This is a genomic window from Antarctobacter sp. (assembly GCF_965277915.1).
In the GTDB taxonomy this organism is placed as follows: domain Bacteria; phylum Pseudomonadota; class Alphaproteobacteria; order Rhodobacterales; family Rhodobacteraceae; genus Antarctobacter.
Genome location: NZ_OZ255849.1, coordinates 1757753 through 1773788 on the forward strand (window position 1 = coordinate 1757753; position 16036 = coordinate 1773788).

The 16036-nt window shown below is 63.3% G+C and carries 19 protein-coding genes; 15 read left to right on the forward strand and 4 right to left on the reverse strand.

Translation table 11 applies throughout. The annotated features are described in order from the left end of the window. Window position 1 precedes the first annotated feature (1 nt). The 9 genes from ACQY5B_RS09530 (at window position 2) to ACQY5B_RS09570 (ending at window position 6591) form a co-directional block, all read left to right on the forward strand. Entirely contained in the window at window positions 2-1813 is a 1812-nt protein-coding gene (locus ACQY5B_RS09530; RefSeq protein WP_420325459.1) for a glycosyl hydrolase family 28-related protein, read from the forward strand. A 101-nt stretch (window positions 1814-1914) separates the two neighbouring features. After that, window positions 1915-2232: a hypothetical protein gene (locus ACQY5B_RS09535; protein ID WP_305972528.1), complete on the forward strand. Its 318-nt coding sequence runs from the start codon at window positions 1915-1917 to the stop codon at window positions 2230-2232. Beyond that, window positions 2229-2657, forward strand: a complete 429-nt coding sequence (locus ACQY5B_RS09540; protein WP_420325458.1) for a hypothetical protein — start codon at window positions 2229-2231, stop codon at window positions 2655-2657. The genes ACQY5B_RS09535 and ACQY5B_RS09540 overlap by 4 nt, the downstream gene beginning before the upstream one ends. A 116-nt stretch (window positions 2658-2773) precedes the next feature. Then, the gene (locus tag ACQY5B_RS09545) at window positions 2774-3529 is read left to right on the forward strand and encodes a hypothetical protein (RefSeq protein ID WP_420325457.1); all 756 of its coding nucleotides are present in this window, start codon (window positions 2774-2776) and stop codon (window positions 3527-3529) included. Then, the gene (locus ACQY5B_RS09550) at window positions 3526-3747 is read left to right on the forward strand and encodes a hypothetical protein (RefSeq protein WP_420325456.1); all 222 of its coding nucleotides are present in this window, start codon (window positions 3526-3528) and stop codon (window positions 3745-3747) included. Before ACQY5B_RS09545 ends, ACQY5B_RS09550 begins: the two co-directional genes overlap by 4 nt. A gap of 207 nt (window positions 3748-3954) precedes the next feature. Then, window positions 3955-4416 (forward strand): hypothetical protein, encoded by a 462-nt coding sequence (locus ACQY5B_RS09555; protein ID WP_420325455.1) that lies wholly within the window; start codon window positions 3955-3957, stop codon window positions 4414-4416. Then, complete coding sequence (locus ACQY5B_RS09560; RefSeq protein WP_420325454.1) at window positions 4416-4730, forward strand: hypothetical protein; 315 nt, start codon at window positions 4416-4418, stop codon at window positions 4728-4730. The genes ACQY5B_RS09555 and ACQY5B_RS09560 overlap by 1 nt, the downstream gene beginning before the upstream one ends. A 254-nt stretch (window positions 4731-4984) precedes the next feature. Next, on the forward strand, window positions 4985-6292 hold the full coding sequence (locus tag ACQY5B_RS09565; protein ID WP_420325453.1) for a TrbL/VirB6 family protein: 1308 nt from the start codon (window positions 4985-4987) through the stop codon (window positions 6290-6292). Then, window positions 6289-6591 (forward strand): hypothetical protein, encoded by a 303-nt coding sequence (locus ACQY5B_RS09570; protein ID WP_420325452.1) that lies wholly within the window; start codon window positions 6289-6291, stop codon window positions 6589-6591. The genes ACQY5B_RS09565 and ACQY5B_RS09570 overlap by 4 nt, the downstream gene beginning before the upstream one ends. A gap of 128 nt (window positions 6592-6719) precedes the next feature. Here ACQY5B_RS09570 and ACQY5B_RS09575 read toward each other — a convergent pair whose 3' ends face one another. The 4 genes from ACQY5B_RS09575 to ACQY5B_RS09590 form a co-directional block, all read right to left on the reverse strand. Continuing rightward, a complete protein-coding gene (locus tag ACQY5B_RS09575) occupies window positions 6720-6869 on the reverse strand; it encodes a hypothetical protein (protein ID WP_420325451.1) in 150 nt (49 codons plus the stop codon). 95 nt (window positions 6870-6964) lie between these two features. Next, window positions 6965-7477, reverse strand: coding sequence for a hypothetical protein (locus ACQY5B_RS09580; protein ID WP_420325450.1), 513 nt, complete (start codon window positions 7475-7477; stop codon window positions 6965-6967). Window positions 7478-7598: 121 nt separating this feature from the next. Beyond that, window positions 7599-7784, reverse strand: coding sequence for a hypothetical protein (locus ACQY5B_RS09585; RefSeq protein ID WP_420325449.1), 186 nt, complete (start codon window positions 7782-7784; stop codon window positions 7599-7601). A gap of 593 nt (window positions 7785-8377) precedes the next feature. Beyond that, on the reverse strand, window positions 8378-8812 hold the full coding sequence (locus ACQY5B_RS09590; protein WP_420325448.1) for a hypothetical protein: 435 nt from the start codon (window positions 8810-8812) through the stop codon (window positions 8378-8380). 202 nt (window positions 8813-9014) lie between these two features. Between ACQY5B_RS09590 and ACQY5B_RS09595 the strand changes: the two genes are divergently transcribed. From ACQY5B_RS09595 to ACQY5B_RS09620, 6 genes are all read left to right on the forward strand, one after another. Beyond that, window positions 9015-9659, forward strand: coding sequence for a thermonuclease family protein (locus ACQY5B_RS09595; protein ID WP_420325447.1), 645 nt, complete (start codon window positions 9015-9017; stop codon window positions 9657-9659). A gap of 260 nt (window positions 9660-9919) precedes the next feature. Next, entirely contained in the window at window positions 9920-10942 is a 1023-nt protein-coding gene (locus ACQY5B_RS09600) for an AraC family transcriptional regulator (RefSeq protein ID WP_420325446.1), read from the forward strand. 96 nt (window positions 10943-11038) lie between these two features. Beyond that, window positions 11039-12238 carry a methyl acetate hydrolase AcmB gene (gene acmB, locus ACQY5B_RS09605; protein WP_420325445.1) on the forward strand — a complete coding sequence of 400 codons (1200 nt, stop codon included), beginning with the start codon at window positions 11039-11041 and terminating at the stop codon, window positions 12236-12238. Window positions 12239-12437: 199 nt separating this feature from the next. Beyond that, window positions 12438-12635, forward strand: coding sequence for a hypothetical protein (locus ACQY5B_RS09610; RefSeq protein WP_420325444.1), 198 nt, complete (start codon window positions 12438-12440; stop codon window positions 12633-12635). A 481-nt stretch (window positions 12636-13116) separates the two neighbouring features. Beyond that, the gene (locus ACQY5B_RS09615) at window positions 13117-14868 is read left to right on the forward strand and encodes a hypothetical protein (RefSeq protein WP_420325443.1); all 1752 of its coding nucleotides are present in this window, start codon (window positions 13117-13119) and stop codon (window positions 14866-14868) included. Window positions 14869-14873: 5 nt separating this feature from the next. Continuing rightward, entirely contained in the window at window positions 14874-15869 is a 996-nt protein-coding gene (locus ACQY5B_RS09620; RefSeq protein WP_420325442.1) for an SUMF1/EgtB/PvdO family nonheme iron enzyme, read from the forward strand. Window positions 15870-16036: the final 167 nt, after the last annotated feature.

The following is a 16036-nucleotide window of genomic DNA, read 5'->3' on the forward strand; positions in this document are numbered from 1 at the left end:
AATGGCTGTAGATGGAGCGGTCGACCTTACGGGTCGCGTGGCGGATTTTGACGACCTGAACGCAGAACTTGCGGCGATTGCTGGCAAGCAACCCGATTGGGTTTATGCCGACCCGGCGGCGGTCCTGGCCAGCACGGACAGCCTCGCGGAGGGTGAGGGTGTTCAGACGCTGGACGGCTTTCGCTATGTCGTCGCGGCTTCGGGGGCATCGGACCATCACCTGACCACGGCGGGCGGTGACAAGCTGTATGTCATCCCTGGCGTCTCGGGTCGCTACAACGTCAAGGCATTTGGCGCCAAGGGCGATGGCACCACGGACGACAGCGCGGCCATTCAGGCCGCCGTGGACTTCGGCAAGTCCAAGCCCGGCGTCACCATCTATTTCCCGAAAGGCGCCTTCCGCGTCGTCACCTCCATCGACTGCACCTATGCGGGGTCGGCCGCAGGGATTTCCTCGGGCTACTACGGCTTCGTGATCGAGGGGTCCGACCAGATCAACAGCCTGATCAAGTGCGAGACGGCGGGGGCGCCGACGTGGGACCTGACCGGCAAGCCGCGCATGACCTTCCGCAACATCAGCTTCGCCAACTACTCGGACGGGGCGCACAACCCGTCCTGCATGTTGCTCCTGGCCCGGAACACGACCAACGGCTACGCGGGCGGGCATGTGTTCGACCGATTGACCTTCCGGGGCTATGTCGATGTGACCAGCGTGCAATGCGCGTCGTCGGAGGTCAACAAGTGGATCAACGTCGATTTCGAGACCTACAAGGCCGGCGCCTCGGGGCTTGAGCTGACCGAACAGATCGAGACCACCGTCAATTCGGAATACATCGACCTGTCGTCGCACACTTTTGTTGGTGGCAACACGCGGCACATGTTCATCGGCTGCGCCTTCAACGGATCGTCCGTGCCGAGCGGCACGCATTACATCCGCTGCTCCGGCATCGACAACTCGCAGTTCATCGCGCCCTATTTCAACTTCCAGAACGGCGAGGCCGCCGTGCATTTCTCGGACACCTGCTCGAACGTGACCATGAGCGATTTGCGTGTGGAAGGGTCCGGCGACTATTTCATCCGCGTGGCAGACGGCGCCTCTGTGGAGGCCCTGGTTCTGACGGGCCGTTCGTCCGCGCCGATCTATGGCGAGGACAACTCGACCATCACCAAGTCGCGGATCGACATGAACTTCCTGGCGACCGGCTCCGGTGTGCTGTCCAATAGCATCGACGCCTACGACCTGACGGACAGCGATATTCATTTCCTGCCCAACGGGGCGCAGGTGCGCAACAGCGCGCGCGGCTCGCGCTTCCATCACTACAACGGCGCGGGTGCGCTGTCGTTTCCCACCGGCGATACGACCTCCCCGGAGTTCTACGGCCTGTCGTACAGTGGCGGGGCGTCGGACTATCGTCGCCGGGTCCACAGCAAGAGTGCGCGGGACCGGGTTGAGCATGGCCGCGTCGAGATTGATACGTTGGTGACGCCCCTTGTGCTGACCGAGGGCGCCAGCGGGACGGTCACGCCGGATCTCGATGATGGGTGTTTCTTCCAGTACTCGGTCGACGGCAACATCACCATCGAGCAGCCGAGCAACGCGAACCTTGGCGCCGACGATCCCAGCTATGGCCAGATGATCACCATTGCGATCCTGATGGACGGGACGGGCGGCCATTCGGTGACGTTCAACAGCGGCTACGACCTGCAAGGCAAGACCGTGGACACCACGGCCAACGCGCAGACGATCCTGAAGTTCATGCGCATCAAGTCGGGTGCAGGCTACGGCGCGAGCAAGGGCTGGATCGCCGTCTGAGACACCGCCCTCCGGCGCGCGCACTGGCGGATCCGGGGACTTCCATCACACCACAGAAAGGGTAGCGCGATGGTTCACATGACATGTGGGCAGCCGGGCGCGTGAAACATCTGGCTGACTGGCTGATCGACAACGTGTGGATGGTGGCGGCCGTGCTGGGCGGCATCGTCGTGTCCATCCTCACCAGCGAGGAACACACCATCCGGATGGCGGCGGCGCGGGTGGCCTCGGGGCTGTTCTGCGCGACGATGTTCCCGGGGCCCTTGCTGGACCTGCTGGGGCGTGACCCGGAGGTCTACGGCAACGCGGTGGCCGGCCTTCTGGCCATGACCGGTTACGCGATCGCCAAGAACCTGGTGGGGCTGACCGGCGGGCAGATCGCCGAATGGGTGGCGGTCATCCTGGGGAGGGGCAAATGACCACGCGCGACGTGTCGAACAAGACCCTCGGTGTCCTCCTGGTGGTCGGCTGGCTGGTCCTGCTGCTGTTGCAGCCCCTGCTGGACGCCTGGGACGACAGGCCATCTCAGCGCCCGTGGATCGACGTGTCCCTGCAGCTGATCGGTGACCAGGTCGACTACACACGCGAGATCAAACGCGTCCTGCGCGGCGAGTGGACCGTGAGCGTGCAGGTCGCGACCCCGGGCGGGTGGCGGACGATCTGCGACGGCGATGGCAAATGGACGTACCGGCCCGAAACCTCGGGCACGATCCGCATGCCCTTTGCCCGGTTCACGGAGGGATGCCCGCAACCGGTGCGGCCCCACCGGGTCTGCGTCGATTACGTCATGGACGACATGCGCGGCCGGCGGCGGATCTTCGGACCGTTCTGCTCGGGCGACTGAAGCACAGGAATGATCCGGGCGCTCGCGCTTCATCTCTGGGGCCTCTGGCGCCGGGGGCCCCTGCTGCCGCGCGCGCTGGTGCGCGACGACACATCCGAAAATGGAAAGGACTCGGCATGACCGACAAGACCATCGCGGCGGTGGAGCCGCTGCTGGCGGTCCTGCGCCTGCACGAAAGCGCCGACGATTACGGCGCCGTCTGGGGCGGGATCAAATCGCGGGACCACCCGCCGCGCCCGCTGGTCGAGATGACCGTGGGGCAAGTGCTGGACTGGCAGGACAGCATCGACCGTCTGTACCAGAGCGAGGCGGCCGGCGCCTACCAGATCCTCGAGGACACGCTGCGCGGGCTCTACCGCGAGGCGGGCGTGCCCCTGACCGCGCGCTATGATCGGGCCACGCAGGACCGGCTGGCGCTGGGGCTGCTGCGGCGGCGCGGGCTGGACGATTTCCTGGCCGGGCGGATCTCGGACGCGGCCTTTGCGCTGTCGCTGGCGAAAGAGTGGGCATCGCTGCCGGTGCCGCATGACATCCAGCGGCTCGGGCGCACCGTGCGTGCCGGGCAGAGCTATTACGCGGGTGACGGGCTCAACAAGGCGCACGCCAACATCGACGAGGTCATGACCGCTCTGCGCCAGATCCGCGCCGCGCCGCAGCCGGATCCCAAGGACCCGGTGACCGCGCGGATCGACAAGGCGCTGGCCGAAGGAGCCAAGGCGGCGCCGGGCCTCGGGGCAGGGGGCACGGCGGGCTACCTGCTGCGCGACGCGCCGCCCTGGGCGCTCGATGCGGCCTGGGGGCTGGGCCTGTTCCTGGTCGGTGCGGTCGGCCTGCTGGTCCTGGCGCGCATCTGGAAGGCGGTGCGGAAGTGACCCGCCTTGCCGTTGCGCTGGCGCTGGCCGCCAGCCTCGCCGCGGGGATCTACGCGCTGGGGCGGCGCGATCACGCCCGAGACATCCAACAGGAGAATGACGATGCCACGAAAGCCGCGATCTGGGCGGAGTTGGGCCGCCGCGACTGTGTTGCTGCTGGGGGCCTGTGGGATTTCGCAGCCGGAGTCTGTGCCGGGCCTGACAGCCGCCCTCGGTGATGCACTGCCCGGCGCGCAGGGCCTGACGACCGAGGACCAGGAGCGCATCGACGAAACCGTCGCCCGCGGCTGTGCGGCCGGTGTCTGGACCCGCGCCCGCTGTGCCGATCACACGTCGGCGAGTGCGGAACGCCGCGCCGTCCTCAGCTGCGCGGCATCGGCGTCTGAAATGCGAACGAAACCAACCTGCACCAAAGGAGTAGACTGATGGCTGCAAACCCCTTCGCCATGTACGGCGCCGCATACGAGGCCGTCTGGGACGGCACGGTTGACCTGTCGAATGACAGCTTCCGGATGGTCCTGGTCGGCACCGGCTACACCCCGAACCAGAGCGCCGATGATGCGTGGTCGGACATTTCCGCAAATGAGATCAGCGGCACCGGCTACACCACAAACGGCAAGCCGGTCACTTTGACGGTCTCTCGCTCGGGGCTGGCCGTCACCGTAGATTGCGACGACCAGTCGTGGACCGGCTCCACCTTGTCAAACGTCGCTTACGCCGTGATTGTTCGTGATGCCGATGCCAACGGGGCGCTGGCAGGGACCGACATTCCGATGTGGTTTTGTGAGCTGGAGGATGGCGGAAGCCTGTCGACGACCAACGGACCGCTGACGGTCACGATCAACGCCTCCGGGCTCTATGTGGCGACGGCTGGCACGGCGGCCTGATGCGCCAAGCGGTGCACCTCCTTTGCCCCTCCTGCGGCCAGCCTTTCGAGGCTGACCGTGTGGACGCGGTGGAGGACATTCTGTCTCCGACCGAGTGGCGGATTTTCGAGGTGGTGCAAAATCGGCCCGGCATCGGCATGGATGCATTGGTGCAGGCGGTATGGGGCAACACGCCCGGCGGCGGGCCCCTGACGGCCCCTCGCGTGGCCTCCGTCCTGATCTTCCGCGCGAATAAGCGGCTTGAGCCGCTCGGGCTGCGCATCGCCGCGTCCCATCGCGGGATCGGTGCGACCTACAGCATTCGGGTGACCTGATGGCAGCACCTACCTTTGAAGCCTCGTCAGAGGTCGAGTCCAACAGCAATACCGCCAGTCTGTCACTTCCTGAGCCATCGGGCGCGACAAGCGGCGACCTTTTGCTTGTGCTCATCGCCCCCGGCACGACGACCGGCCAGCCTGTCACGGCGCCGTCCGTCGATTGGACCGCAGTTGACAACGCCGCGAACGACTCGTCGCTGTGCTGGAACATGTTTTTGTGCCCGTATGACGTCGCGGGTTCAGGACCGTACGTGTTCACGTTTGACGCCTCGGTCCGCGGCACGGCACAGTGTATCCTGATCCGGGGCGCGGACACGACAGACCCGATCGACGTCCAGAACAAGATCAGCTTTGACGCACTACGGTTTGAGGGCGGGCAGGCCACCACGTTCGAGGACGATGGCCTGTCGACGAGCGTTGATGACTGCCTCGTGATCGGCGGTTGGGTGAGTTTCATCGGCCAGCGGTCGGTGACGGTCGGAAGCCCGATGACGCTGATCGACAACACGTTCAATCCTAACACGGCCACCTCGCGCGCAGCACAGGCGACGGCTTACCTCACCCAAGCCACAGCGGGCGCGACCGGCACATGGCTCTGGACGCTCGATGCAAATAGCACCTATGCGGATCTCTGCGCCGTCGCGATCAAGCCGGCGGCAGGCGGTGGCGGCGGCGCGACGGCAACACCCGGCGCGGGGTCCAGCACCGCCACAGGTCAGGCGCCGACACCATCAGCGGGGGCGATGGCAGCGCCCGGTGCTGGGTCAGCCTCGGCGGCAGGGCTTGCCCCGACAGTAGTGACAGCCACCGGCGCCGCGGCTGAACCCGGGGCCGGTGCGGCATCGGCGATCGGACTGGCGCCTGCGGTCGCTGCAGGATCGTCGGGCGCGCCGGACGCGGGTGCATCGACGGCACTGGGCCAGGGGCCGATTGTATCCGCCGGGTCAGCTGCCCAGCCCGGTGCCGGTCTGGCCGGCGCTATGGGCCAGGCGCCTACCGCATCGGCGGGCGCAGTCGCGGAGCCGCCTAGCGGATCCAGCGCCGCCGCAGGGCGCGCGCCGACGGTCTCGGGCGGGGGCAGCGCCGGTGCAGATCCGGGGGCGGGCGTGTCATCGGGAACCGGGCTTGCGCCCTCGGTCTCTGCTGGATCAGTAGCGGAGCCCGGGGCAGGGGCCGCGACGGCGATTGGCCTGGTGCCAAGCGTCAGCACCGGTCAGGGCGCGGTCGTCACGGTCCCGGCCGGCACGGCCAGCGCCACAGGCCTGTCCCCCAGCGTCATCGCAGGCCAAGGGGACGAAGCGCAGCCGGGCGTCGGCGCCTCGATTGCGTCCGGTCTCGCCCCCATCGCGTCGGCTGGCGCCATCATCCTGCCGGACTCGGGCGCATCGTCGGCCATCGGGCTGGCACCTGTCGTGACCCTGGTGGCTGCATCCAATGCCGGACAGTCCATCACCGCGGTCTGGCGCACGCGGGCCGTCACGGCGACATTTCACACGCGCACGGCCACCGGAGCTTGGCGCACGCGCAGCGCAACAGGAACATGGAGAGGCGAGGCATGACGATAGCGGCCATCTGGGAAAATGACGACCTTGTCCTAGCGGTGACCGTCGAGGACGAGGCAGGCGACGCTATCGACCTCACCGGCGCCACCGTCGAGGCGATTGCCAGCATGTACAGCGGGACAACCGTCGAGCCGACCGTCACGGTCACTGATGCGGCTGCCGGTGCAGTGAAGGTGCAGTTTGACGACGGGGCGCTGTCATCGACCGTTTGGCGCATCCAGGTGCGGGTGACGATTGCAGACGTCACCCAGACGGTTCTGGAGGAATCGGTGACGGTCAAACCGTCGTTTTTCTAGCCTCATTGATACGTGGGGCGCGGATCCGGTCGATGACCGGCTGGACGCGGGAACTATTGGGGTGCGACAATAGGTCATGGAAAAATGGCGCCGCCGAAGCGCCGCCATAGAAGGATACAGTGTTTGTCTTAGGCCGCTTTTTTCTGCTTCAAGCGAACAGAGCGACGTTGATTCGTGCCAAAAAACTCGCCGGACTTGATTCTCCGCACGCCTGTTTTGTGCACAGCGCGCAGCATCGCCATCCTGATAGCTGCTTCGTAACGCTCTACTTTGGGCATGGGCATCTCCTTGGGTCTACATATGGTATTCATGCTAATCAAAGCACGCGGGCAGTTGTCTGCACGTGTACTTGATTCCCACCATTGTACAAGATCTAGGCTTTTGAAAGGTAAATCCAAGAACCCTGCATGGCCACATCTTTGAAGGCGGCGTTGCCAGAGATTGCCTTTGTGAAGTGCTCACCAAGTTCACGCTCGATCGGGCTGCGAAGATGAAACTTTACATGCGAGGAAGGCATCTCCTCCATAGTGAGCGCGATTGCCCCAACGAAAACTCCCACCAAGACGTCTGTATAGTCGTCAACTGTTGGTGTGTCTGAGAAGTCAAAATCTGGTGAAAGAACAATATGTCGGACGCGTAGGACTTTGCCGTCATATTTGGGAAGAAACGTTGAGTTGACGTGACACACCGCCTTGTAGTTGCCATCGTCAGAGTATGCGTAGGCGCCTGCGTAGTGCTGCTGTGCCCCGGTTGCCAGACCCTCGATAACGGGCAGTGATGCAACCGCAAAATCGTCAAGCGACTCGCCGTAGATTTCGCACTGCTTTTCCCATTGGCTAATGAGGTCCGGCCAGGATCCGTCCTGGCCGTTTACTCGTTTAAGCATCACACTTTCCTTTTGGCCTATGTCGATCTGACGTCAATAAACGTCAGCCAATGAGCATTTCAAGAGCAGCGGTTGTGCAGTTGGTTGGAAGGGGGGGGCGGGTTACAGGCCTCCCCATTATTTACCTCTGGTTCACCTGCATCGCCTTGGCCTTGACGGCCTGCAGCCCGCCGCGGACTGAAACCGTTTTCGTCGTGCCGGATGAACCCGAGGATCTGCTGACACCGGTCGAAGTGCCGGCGCGTTGATCGACATGGGATTCGACCGGGTCGACCTGCGCGGCGTGCAGATGGACGACCGGTCGCATTACTGGGACGACGTCCGCCAGCCCTGGAAGGCCTGTGAGACCTTTCGGTCCGCCTGGCAGGCACTGTGGCCCCCGAGTATCGCGCACGGATGCGGTCTATGTCCGGTTGGACGCGCGATCTGGTGGGTGGGGTGGATTGCCCGCAATTCAATGTCGGATAGAGCATTTGAGCTGTTTGCTATCAACGTTCGCAAATGTTGCGGCTACGTCAGCAAGACCTTCACCGTAAAACTAAACAAAGATAGAGTTTAGGCGGAAGTTGGTAGGCAAGTCCCGGCAAGGCGCGTCAACGACGCTGTGTCTGCCATCCCAAACAACACAAGGGGGCGCGAACGCCCCCTTGGCAACCTCTTCAGAGGTTTGGCAGTTCAAGCTGTAGCGGGGGGCTATCCCGCTTCACCTTGATACGGAACGCTTTAAGTCCGTACTGCCAAGCATAGATCCGTTTCCCGTTACGGAGTCGGATCGAGGCGCGGTAGATGTACCGCTCTTCTAGATTGTCCATGTGGATCTCCAACTGGACATGTACCCGCCGCCCACACCTCTAGCTTTCCACGACTTGGGTGTGGGTGGCGGCCTTCTTCACCAATCGCCTACGACGACTGGCCAGAAGTCCTCAGGGGCCGTACGACATCCGCACCTGGCAACGGGGCTGGCATAGTCGGTCCTGGCCGTTTTTCCTTGAATTTCGGGAGGTAGTATTTTGCACCGTCATGAATGACGGTTCCGTCACTCTTGAACCTGCTCAGTAGGCTCGAGACAGATTTGGGCTGCAGTTCAATACCTTCGGTTTGTGCCATTGCGCATGCGATGTTGGCGTTAAGGCCGTTGTGGCCCACCTTCTCCAACAGGTCGAGGATTGTGGTCTTGACCGGCACGCCGGTCCTCTTTCTACCTTCTTCCGAGAGGCCAGCCTCTTGATTGTAGACCTCTCTCAGGGCATCAACTTGGGCTTGCAGGCGCAAGATCTCGGCCTCCTTGCCCTCGATGGATGCAAGTAGGGCCTTCATTGTTTTATCCTTCGCCATAGAAATCTCCTATGGAAGTTTTGAGACCATGTAACCCCTGCGGGATTCGAACCCGCACCGCCCGGCAAGGCTGCCGATTTAAAGTCGGCCGTGTCTACCATTCCACCAAGGGGTCACATCGCCTACTATATCTTGCGTCGCCTTTTGCGCCGAGATGTTTTTTGCGCGGGCGTACTGAAAATATCGCTTGACCTCACATGACGTGAACTTCGAATCGTGTAAGTCATTGATTTTTAGTGTTTCGGAAAAATTGACAACATGTCAAATCGCCATTAGCAAACGCCATTGGAGCTGTTTTCTCCACAGCTTTGGGGCGTTTGCGGTGGATAAATGGGGGGGAGGCGCACGATTGGACTACGCAAGACTTGCGGTTCGCCACCTTCAAAAAGGCATCCTTCCGGCTCTTCTGGTCCTCGTCGCTGGTGGCTGGGCGTTGGATCGCGCCAGCGATCAACCCACAAAACAGCCCGTTGACCCAAACCTGGTCACTGGCCGCGTCACCCACATCCGCGATGGCGACACGATCGAGGTCGCGGGCATTCCGATCCGCCTCAATGGGTTGAATTGCGAGGAACGCGGCTCTGACCTCGGGCGGCTCGCGACCGCTGCCATGCGCGACCTGGTTGCTGGTCAGGACCTAACCTGCCGTCTCAATGGCGACCGGACATACGATCGAGAGGTCGGGCGCTGCGTCCTGGGCGATGGTCGGGACATCGGGGCGGTGCTGATCGGGCAGGGGGTATGTGGTCGATGCGCGCGGTTCGATCCGCAGGGTGGGTACATCGACGTGCAGCGCCAAGCGGGGCCGTTTGCGGGTGAAGTGCCGGGGTACTGCGCGCCGCGCTGATCGACTGGATGGCGGCAAGGCGCCGAAGCATTTTCGACGGCATGGGCGGAAAGTGGTCATTCGCTGCGGCTTGAACCAATGTCGGCTCTATTGAGCCTCACACGCCGGGGGGAAAACGCGCTCGGTCAGAACCTTCGCCAGATCACGATCGTGTCGGCGCGTCGCCACCGACACGTTCATTTCTTTACGACCAATGCCGGATGTCTACCTCGCCAACATCGTGTTACATTGACGCTGGAACCACGAGGAGGAGCGGGGTTTTGCTGGAACATGCTCTAGTCCTGGATTCGGTGGGCGCGCCGATCCGGCATCAACAAAAGACCCATTCGGCGGACTGGGACGAGGTGGAGGACTTCTGCCGGTCGGTCTATATGCGCTATCGTGTGCAACCATTGGATCGTCTGTCCCGACCCGACGCGACCATGATTTCGGCGAAGGCAGGCTGTGTGACCATGACCCGGTTTGCCTACGGCACGGGTATCCATCTTGACCGGTTCGATCCTGATGCCGGCAACATCCTCGTGCTCAACACCCTGCGCGGGGCATTGGATCACCAGACCGATGGCGGCTCTGTCGATACCGGTGCCGGGGAAAGCTTTGTCGTCGATTGTTCCCGCGCTGAATACTGGCTTGAGGGTGATCCCGACCATATGCAGCTGAACCTCACGATCCCGCATCAGGCGATGGCGGACACGGCCGAGCGTTGGTTCGGTTTCGTGCCCGATGACCGCCTGTGGACCAGCCGCGTCAAGATCGGCGGCCCCAACTCGGCCTGGCCCGCGCTGCTCGACTTTGCCAGCCGTGCCCTGACGCGAGGGGGCGAAGTCTCCTCGGACGCGGTGCTGGCGCGCCATATCGAAGAGATGCTCTGCGTCGAACTGCTGCGCCAATGGGCATCGGCGACCGGGTTGAGCCTTGAGACGGGGGCCCGCTGTGCCGCTCCCGCGTATGTTCGCGCGGCCGAGGAGATCATGGAAGCCGAAGCGCGTGAAGCACCTTCAATCGGCGATGTGGCCAAGCGTGTCGGCGTTTCTGCAAGGACACTGTCCGGCGGATTTCAGAAGTTTCGAGGTATTTCGCCTCGGGCATTCCTCGTGGCGCGGCGGCTTGAGGGCTTTCGGCGGGATCTTGAAACGTTGCCAGACAATGTGACCGTCACCGCGATTGCGGCCGACTGGGGCTTTTCGAACTTCGGCGCTCTGGCCGGTCGGTATCGCGACAGGTTCGGAGAAACGCCTTCGCAGACGCGTGGCCGTTCAGCGCGACGCATCCGCCCGCACTGACTTTGTTTCCGAAAATGGACAGGCAGTGCCGGTCGCGGACAGCGCGCCCGATCGGTGTCCCGCATTCTTCCCTTCACGTCTTCAAGGGAGGAACCAATGAAGGACATCAATACAAACGATCTGAAAGCCCGGTGTGACGCCGTTCTGAACGGGCTGGTCACCGGTCCGTCGCGTGTGCCCGGTGTTGTCGCAATGGCGACGGACCGCAATGGCGATATCTACTCCGGCGCGGTCGGAGAGCGGCGGCTGGACGGCGACGCGATGACGGAGGACACGGTCTTTGCCATCTTCTCGACCACCAAGGCCATCGCGGGCACGACCGCTCTGCAATGTGTCGAGGAGGGTCTGCTGGACCTCGATGCCCCCGCCAGAGACTACGCCCCGGCCATCGGTGAGCTGAAGGTGATCGACGGATTCGACGCTGATGGCACTCCCCGCCTGCGCGCCCCGAAAAGCGACGTCACGACCCGACAGCTGCTGCTGCACACCGCCGGCTTTGGCTATGATTTCTTCAACGAGGTCTACAGGCGCCTTGCCGAAGAGCAGGGCCAGCCCTCTGTCGTCACCGGAAGCCGCGCCTGTATCGAGACGCCGTTGCTGTTCGATCCAGGCACCAAGTGGGAATACGGCTCGAACATCGACTGGGTCGGACAGGTCGTCGAAGGCATCCGCGGCAAACGCCTGGGCGAGGTCATGAAAGAGAGGATCTTCGACCAGCTCGGCATGCAGGATATCGCCTTTACCCGGACGCCCGACATGAAGGAGCGGACCGCGACCATCCACGCGCGGGGCGAGGATGGCGGGCTGACCCCGATGGACGACTTCGCACTACCTGATGAACCCGAGGTCCACATGGGCGGCCACGGGCTTTACGCGACTGTGCCGGAATACATGAAGTTCATCCGCATGTGGTTGAACGACGGTGCCGGTCCGAACGGGCGGGTCCTGAAGCCCGAAACAGTCGAATGGGCCGTGCAGGGCGCACTTGTCCCGCCGCAGAAAGTCACCATGCTGCCCGGCGTCATTCCCTCGCTCTCGAATGATGCAGAGTTCTTTCCGGGCATGCCCAAGGACTGGTCCTACACCTTCATGGTCAACACCGAAGACGCGCCGACCGGTCGCCCGGCCGGCGCTATCGGCTGGGCCGGGCTGGCGAACAGCTACTATTGGATAGATCGGAAGAACGGGATCGGTGGCTACTGGGCAACGCAGATCCTTCCGTTCGCAGATGGGGTCTCCTTTCCAGGGTATATGGATTTCGAGAGCGCGGTCTACGCGCCCCTTTCGAGGCAATAACGGCATTTACCTGCTATGCCGAAGGACAGGGCGCACGCGCGCCCCGTCCGACTTGCCGGTTTTAGCGCCTTAGATAAGTTATGACTCAAAGAAGCAATTGGATGAGTTTGGACCGAACGTCCGCTAAGGGCCGACCTTGGGGTGGACTTCCAAGCCTGTCCAGGATTGTCTCGCACAGTGATCAGTGCAACCAAGCCCCATGATCTACCTCTGGTTCACCTGCGCAGCATGCGGATTCGAGAATACGATCCCCGCCCCGCAAGAGAGTCACGGCCTGCTGCGTGACCAGGTCCTGCGCCGCTGCCAGTGTCGTCGTTGCCGCCATGTCGGCGCCTCTGACATGCATCGGTTCTACAATCCCGGCGGCGACGCGCTGTGGGGAACGCGGACGGATTGAGCGCTTTTTACGAAGTGCATGGAAGTTCAGTGAACCTGTGTGAACCTGAAAACTTTGGACAAACCGTGAAACACGCCTGTTTACGAACGGTTTGGCTGGCCAAAAATCAATACCTTGGCGAGCATCCGCTTCGTTTACACCGAAGATGTCGGGAGTTCGAGTCTCTCATCACCCACCATTCCCCGTGAAGCGTCGCAACGGCCCCGACCCGGTTCGGGTGTTTCCGAATGGCCTACAATGTGCCCATCGCGGCAAGATTGCCCGCGGTCCGACTGCCCCTGTGGCGCCTCTGCATTACATGCACGAGACCTGTGCCGCGAGGGTTGCTTTCGCACACGCAAAATTGTCATTTGTAACTTTGACTGTCCGCGTCCGCTTGGCGCTGCCGGATAATTTTCCAGCCAGGCGGGGTACGGAGAAAATTGTTCATTTCCTTTGAAGGCGGCAGGCCGCTTTCGCGGGACAACGCGAGAGGATAATCGTGCGACCCAAGAGCTTTATCAGCGCCATCGCGGTGGCGGCCATTTCCGCCGCCTCCCTGCAGACCGCGCCCGCACTTGCAGAGGCGGGCGGGGTGCTGGATCCGCAGACGCGCGCGCTTCAGATGCAGCAGTACAACGAGGACCGCACCAAGAGCATTCTCGAACTGCAACCCTTCCGGACCACCCAGACCGCCCAGGGCGCCGACGGCACCAGCTATGAACTGGTGTCGCTGAACCCGGGCATCAATTCCTGGTATGTCCTGACCGTCAGTTCCGAAGGCTTCTGGTCCAGCACGCGCCGGTTCCACCTGGAACTGGCCGACCCGGAACATTCGGTCATGGCGCTGGCTGGCGGCGCCGAGCCTGAACTGGTGATCACCGGCGAGGCCACGGAATACCGATGTGCCCCTTGGTCGGGCCGCAGCCCAGAACTGGACGAGGCCCAGTATCGCGGACTGCCCTTCGCGCCGATCTGCGAGGAACGGGTGTTCCTGCGCAACGAGGTGCGTGGCAACTCCACCAACCGAGAGGCTGTGGCGGAATTCCTGCGCGACAACGTCGTCTTCGGCGAAAGCATCGTGAACATGATCAAGGGTTCCTTCTACGAGGACGCTTTCATGAACTCCGGCCCCGTGGTCGAGGGCGCCGATGCGGGCGAGACGGTCAAGGCGCTTGGCAAGGCCAGGCTGGACAATGCGCCGGTCTTCCGGGCCAGCTTCAATTTCGACCTCGAGGGCGCCGAAGGCGGCCGTGTCGAGGCGGGCAGCTGGTATGCCATCAAGGACATCCCCGGCGTCTATGCCAGCGCGATGAAGCCCGGCATGATCTCGCGCGAGATCCTGTCGCGGCCCGGCGAAACCCACGGGCTGGACGGTGTGGAGCGCGGCGCCGACGTCTACATGATCGCCTTCGACCTAGAACAGTTCGAACTGGGTTATGAGCTGGGCACGGAACACCCGCGTGTGGGCTGGTCGCCGCGGCCTTCCGGGGCGGGGCGCAACTATCGCATTCCCGGCCCCGACGGGATCGACGACTCGGCGCCGCTGGTGCGCTCGGGCATGCTGTCCCCGGCCAAGACCGACCGTGTCGTGGGCACCTTTGCCGCCGGGTTCAAGCGCAGCCACGGCGCATGGCGGCTGACGGAGAAGGCCTATACCAACTATGGTCACCACTACGGCTTCATCAGCGAGGGGGTGATCTTCTCCAAGCTGCAGCCCGACCTGGCGACGATCCTGGTGCTGGATGATGGCACCATCGACATGCGTGCCTGGACCGAAGAAGACAACAAGCTCTTGCCGCGGATCCGTTTTGCCCGTCAGAACGGCGTGCCCCTGGTCAAGCCTGATCCCGCCACCGGCGAGGGTGTTCCGGGCAGCCAGGTCCGCAGCTGGATGGGTGGCAACTGGTCCGGCAATGCGGACGCCAAGCTGCGCACCCTGCGTGGCGGTGCCTGCATGAAGACCGCCGCCGGGCGCAAGTTCCTGATCTACGCCTATTTCTCGACCGCAACGCCGTCGGCGATGGCGCGTACCTTCCAGGCCTATGGCTGTGATTACGCGATGCTTCTGGACATGAACTCGCAGGAACACACCTACGCCGCCGTCTATACCCAGGAGGACGGCACCGTGGTGCCGCATCACCTGGTCAGCGGCATGGCCTCGATCGACGATCGCCGCCGTGACGGCACGCCGATCCCGCGTTTCGTGGGTTTCGCGGACAACCGTGACTTCATCTACCTGCTGAGGAAGTGAGCGACATGAAGACAAGGCGCAACGTGATCGGCGCGGCCCTCGGGCTCGTGCTTGCGGGGGTGATGGGGGCGTCCGAAGGCGCTGCCCAGACCCTGCAACAGAACAACGAGGCGATGTTCCGGCAAATGCAGGCGGCGCGTGGCGTCACCAATGCCGAGATCGGACGCATTCGCCAGATCTTTGCCGGCTCTCGCTGGATCGGGCAGGGCAATCCTGCGGTGACGCGGCACCCGCTGACCCCGGAACAGGCCCAGGCGCGCTTGCCGGCCCCGGCGCTGGAGTTCTACCGCAACAAGCGGTTCGAGAAGATCTGCGGCGAGAAATACATGGCGCCGCTCTACGACCCGGCGACACAACAGCCCGAGGATGCCAAGGTTTGCGCCGACATGTTCGAATGGCCGAACGTGCCCCTGGCCTACCCCGTGACGTGGGTGCGCGCCCGTGAGGCGGCCGAACTGTGTTGGGCCGAGGGCAAGCGAATCGGCGACGCCCATGAATGGGAAGGGGCCTCTCACGGGGCGCTGACCCCGCCGGACTATTTCTTTGGGATGAGCGTGCAGGCGGCGCGGGCGGCCCATAACCGCAAGTACCAGTCCAGCGCGCGCTACAGCATCGGCCCGACCTGGAAAAGGGGCGTCTGCGCCACCGGCAGCTTCAAGTCCGGCAGCTGCAACGGCGGCAGCTTTACCGGCTGCGGCTCCAACACCTACCCGGCGGGCAGTTTCCCGAACTGCAAAAGCCCGCTCGGTGTCTATGACATCGACGGCAACGCAGCCGAGCACATGAACCTGCCGCTCGCGGCAGACCAGATGGCCAGCCGTGGCAGCCGCAAGCTGGGCGTGACCGAGATGAAGGGCAGCTGGTTCATCTGGGACACCATCCGCGCCCACACCCATTGGAGCCGCTGGCGCGCCCCGTACTGGCATGGCTCGCGCGTGCTGGCCAAGGGCAGCCATCACAACTACCACCTCGGGTTCCGCTGCTTCAAGGACGTCAACTAGACGCGTCTTGTGCCACGCGAAAGGGAAATGCCGCCGGGCCCAGGGCCGGCGGCATTTTTCATGTGCTCATCGTAGTCGGCCTGACGCCGCGCCAGTGTCACCCGGAGGTATACGATCCGTACCTCTTTGGGCCGAAAAACCACCAGGGGTGAATTGGCTGCAAAGCA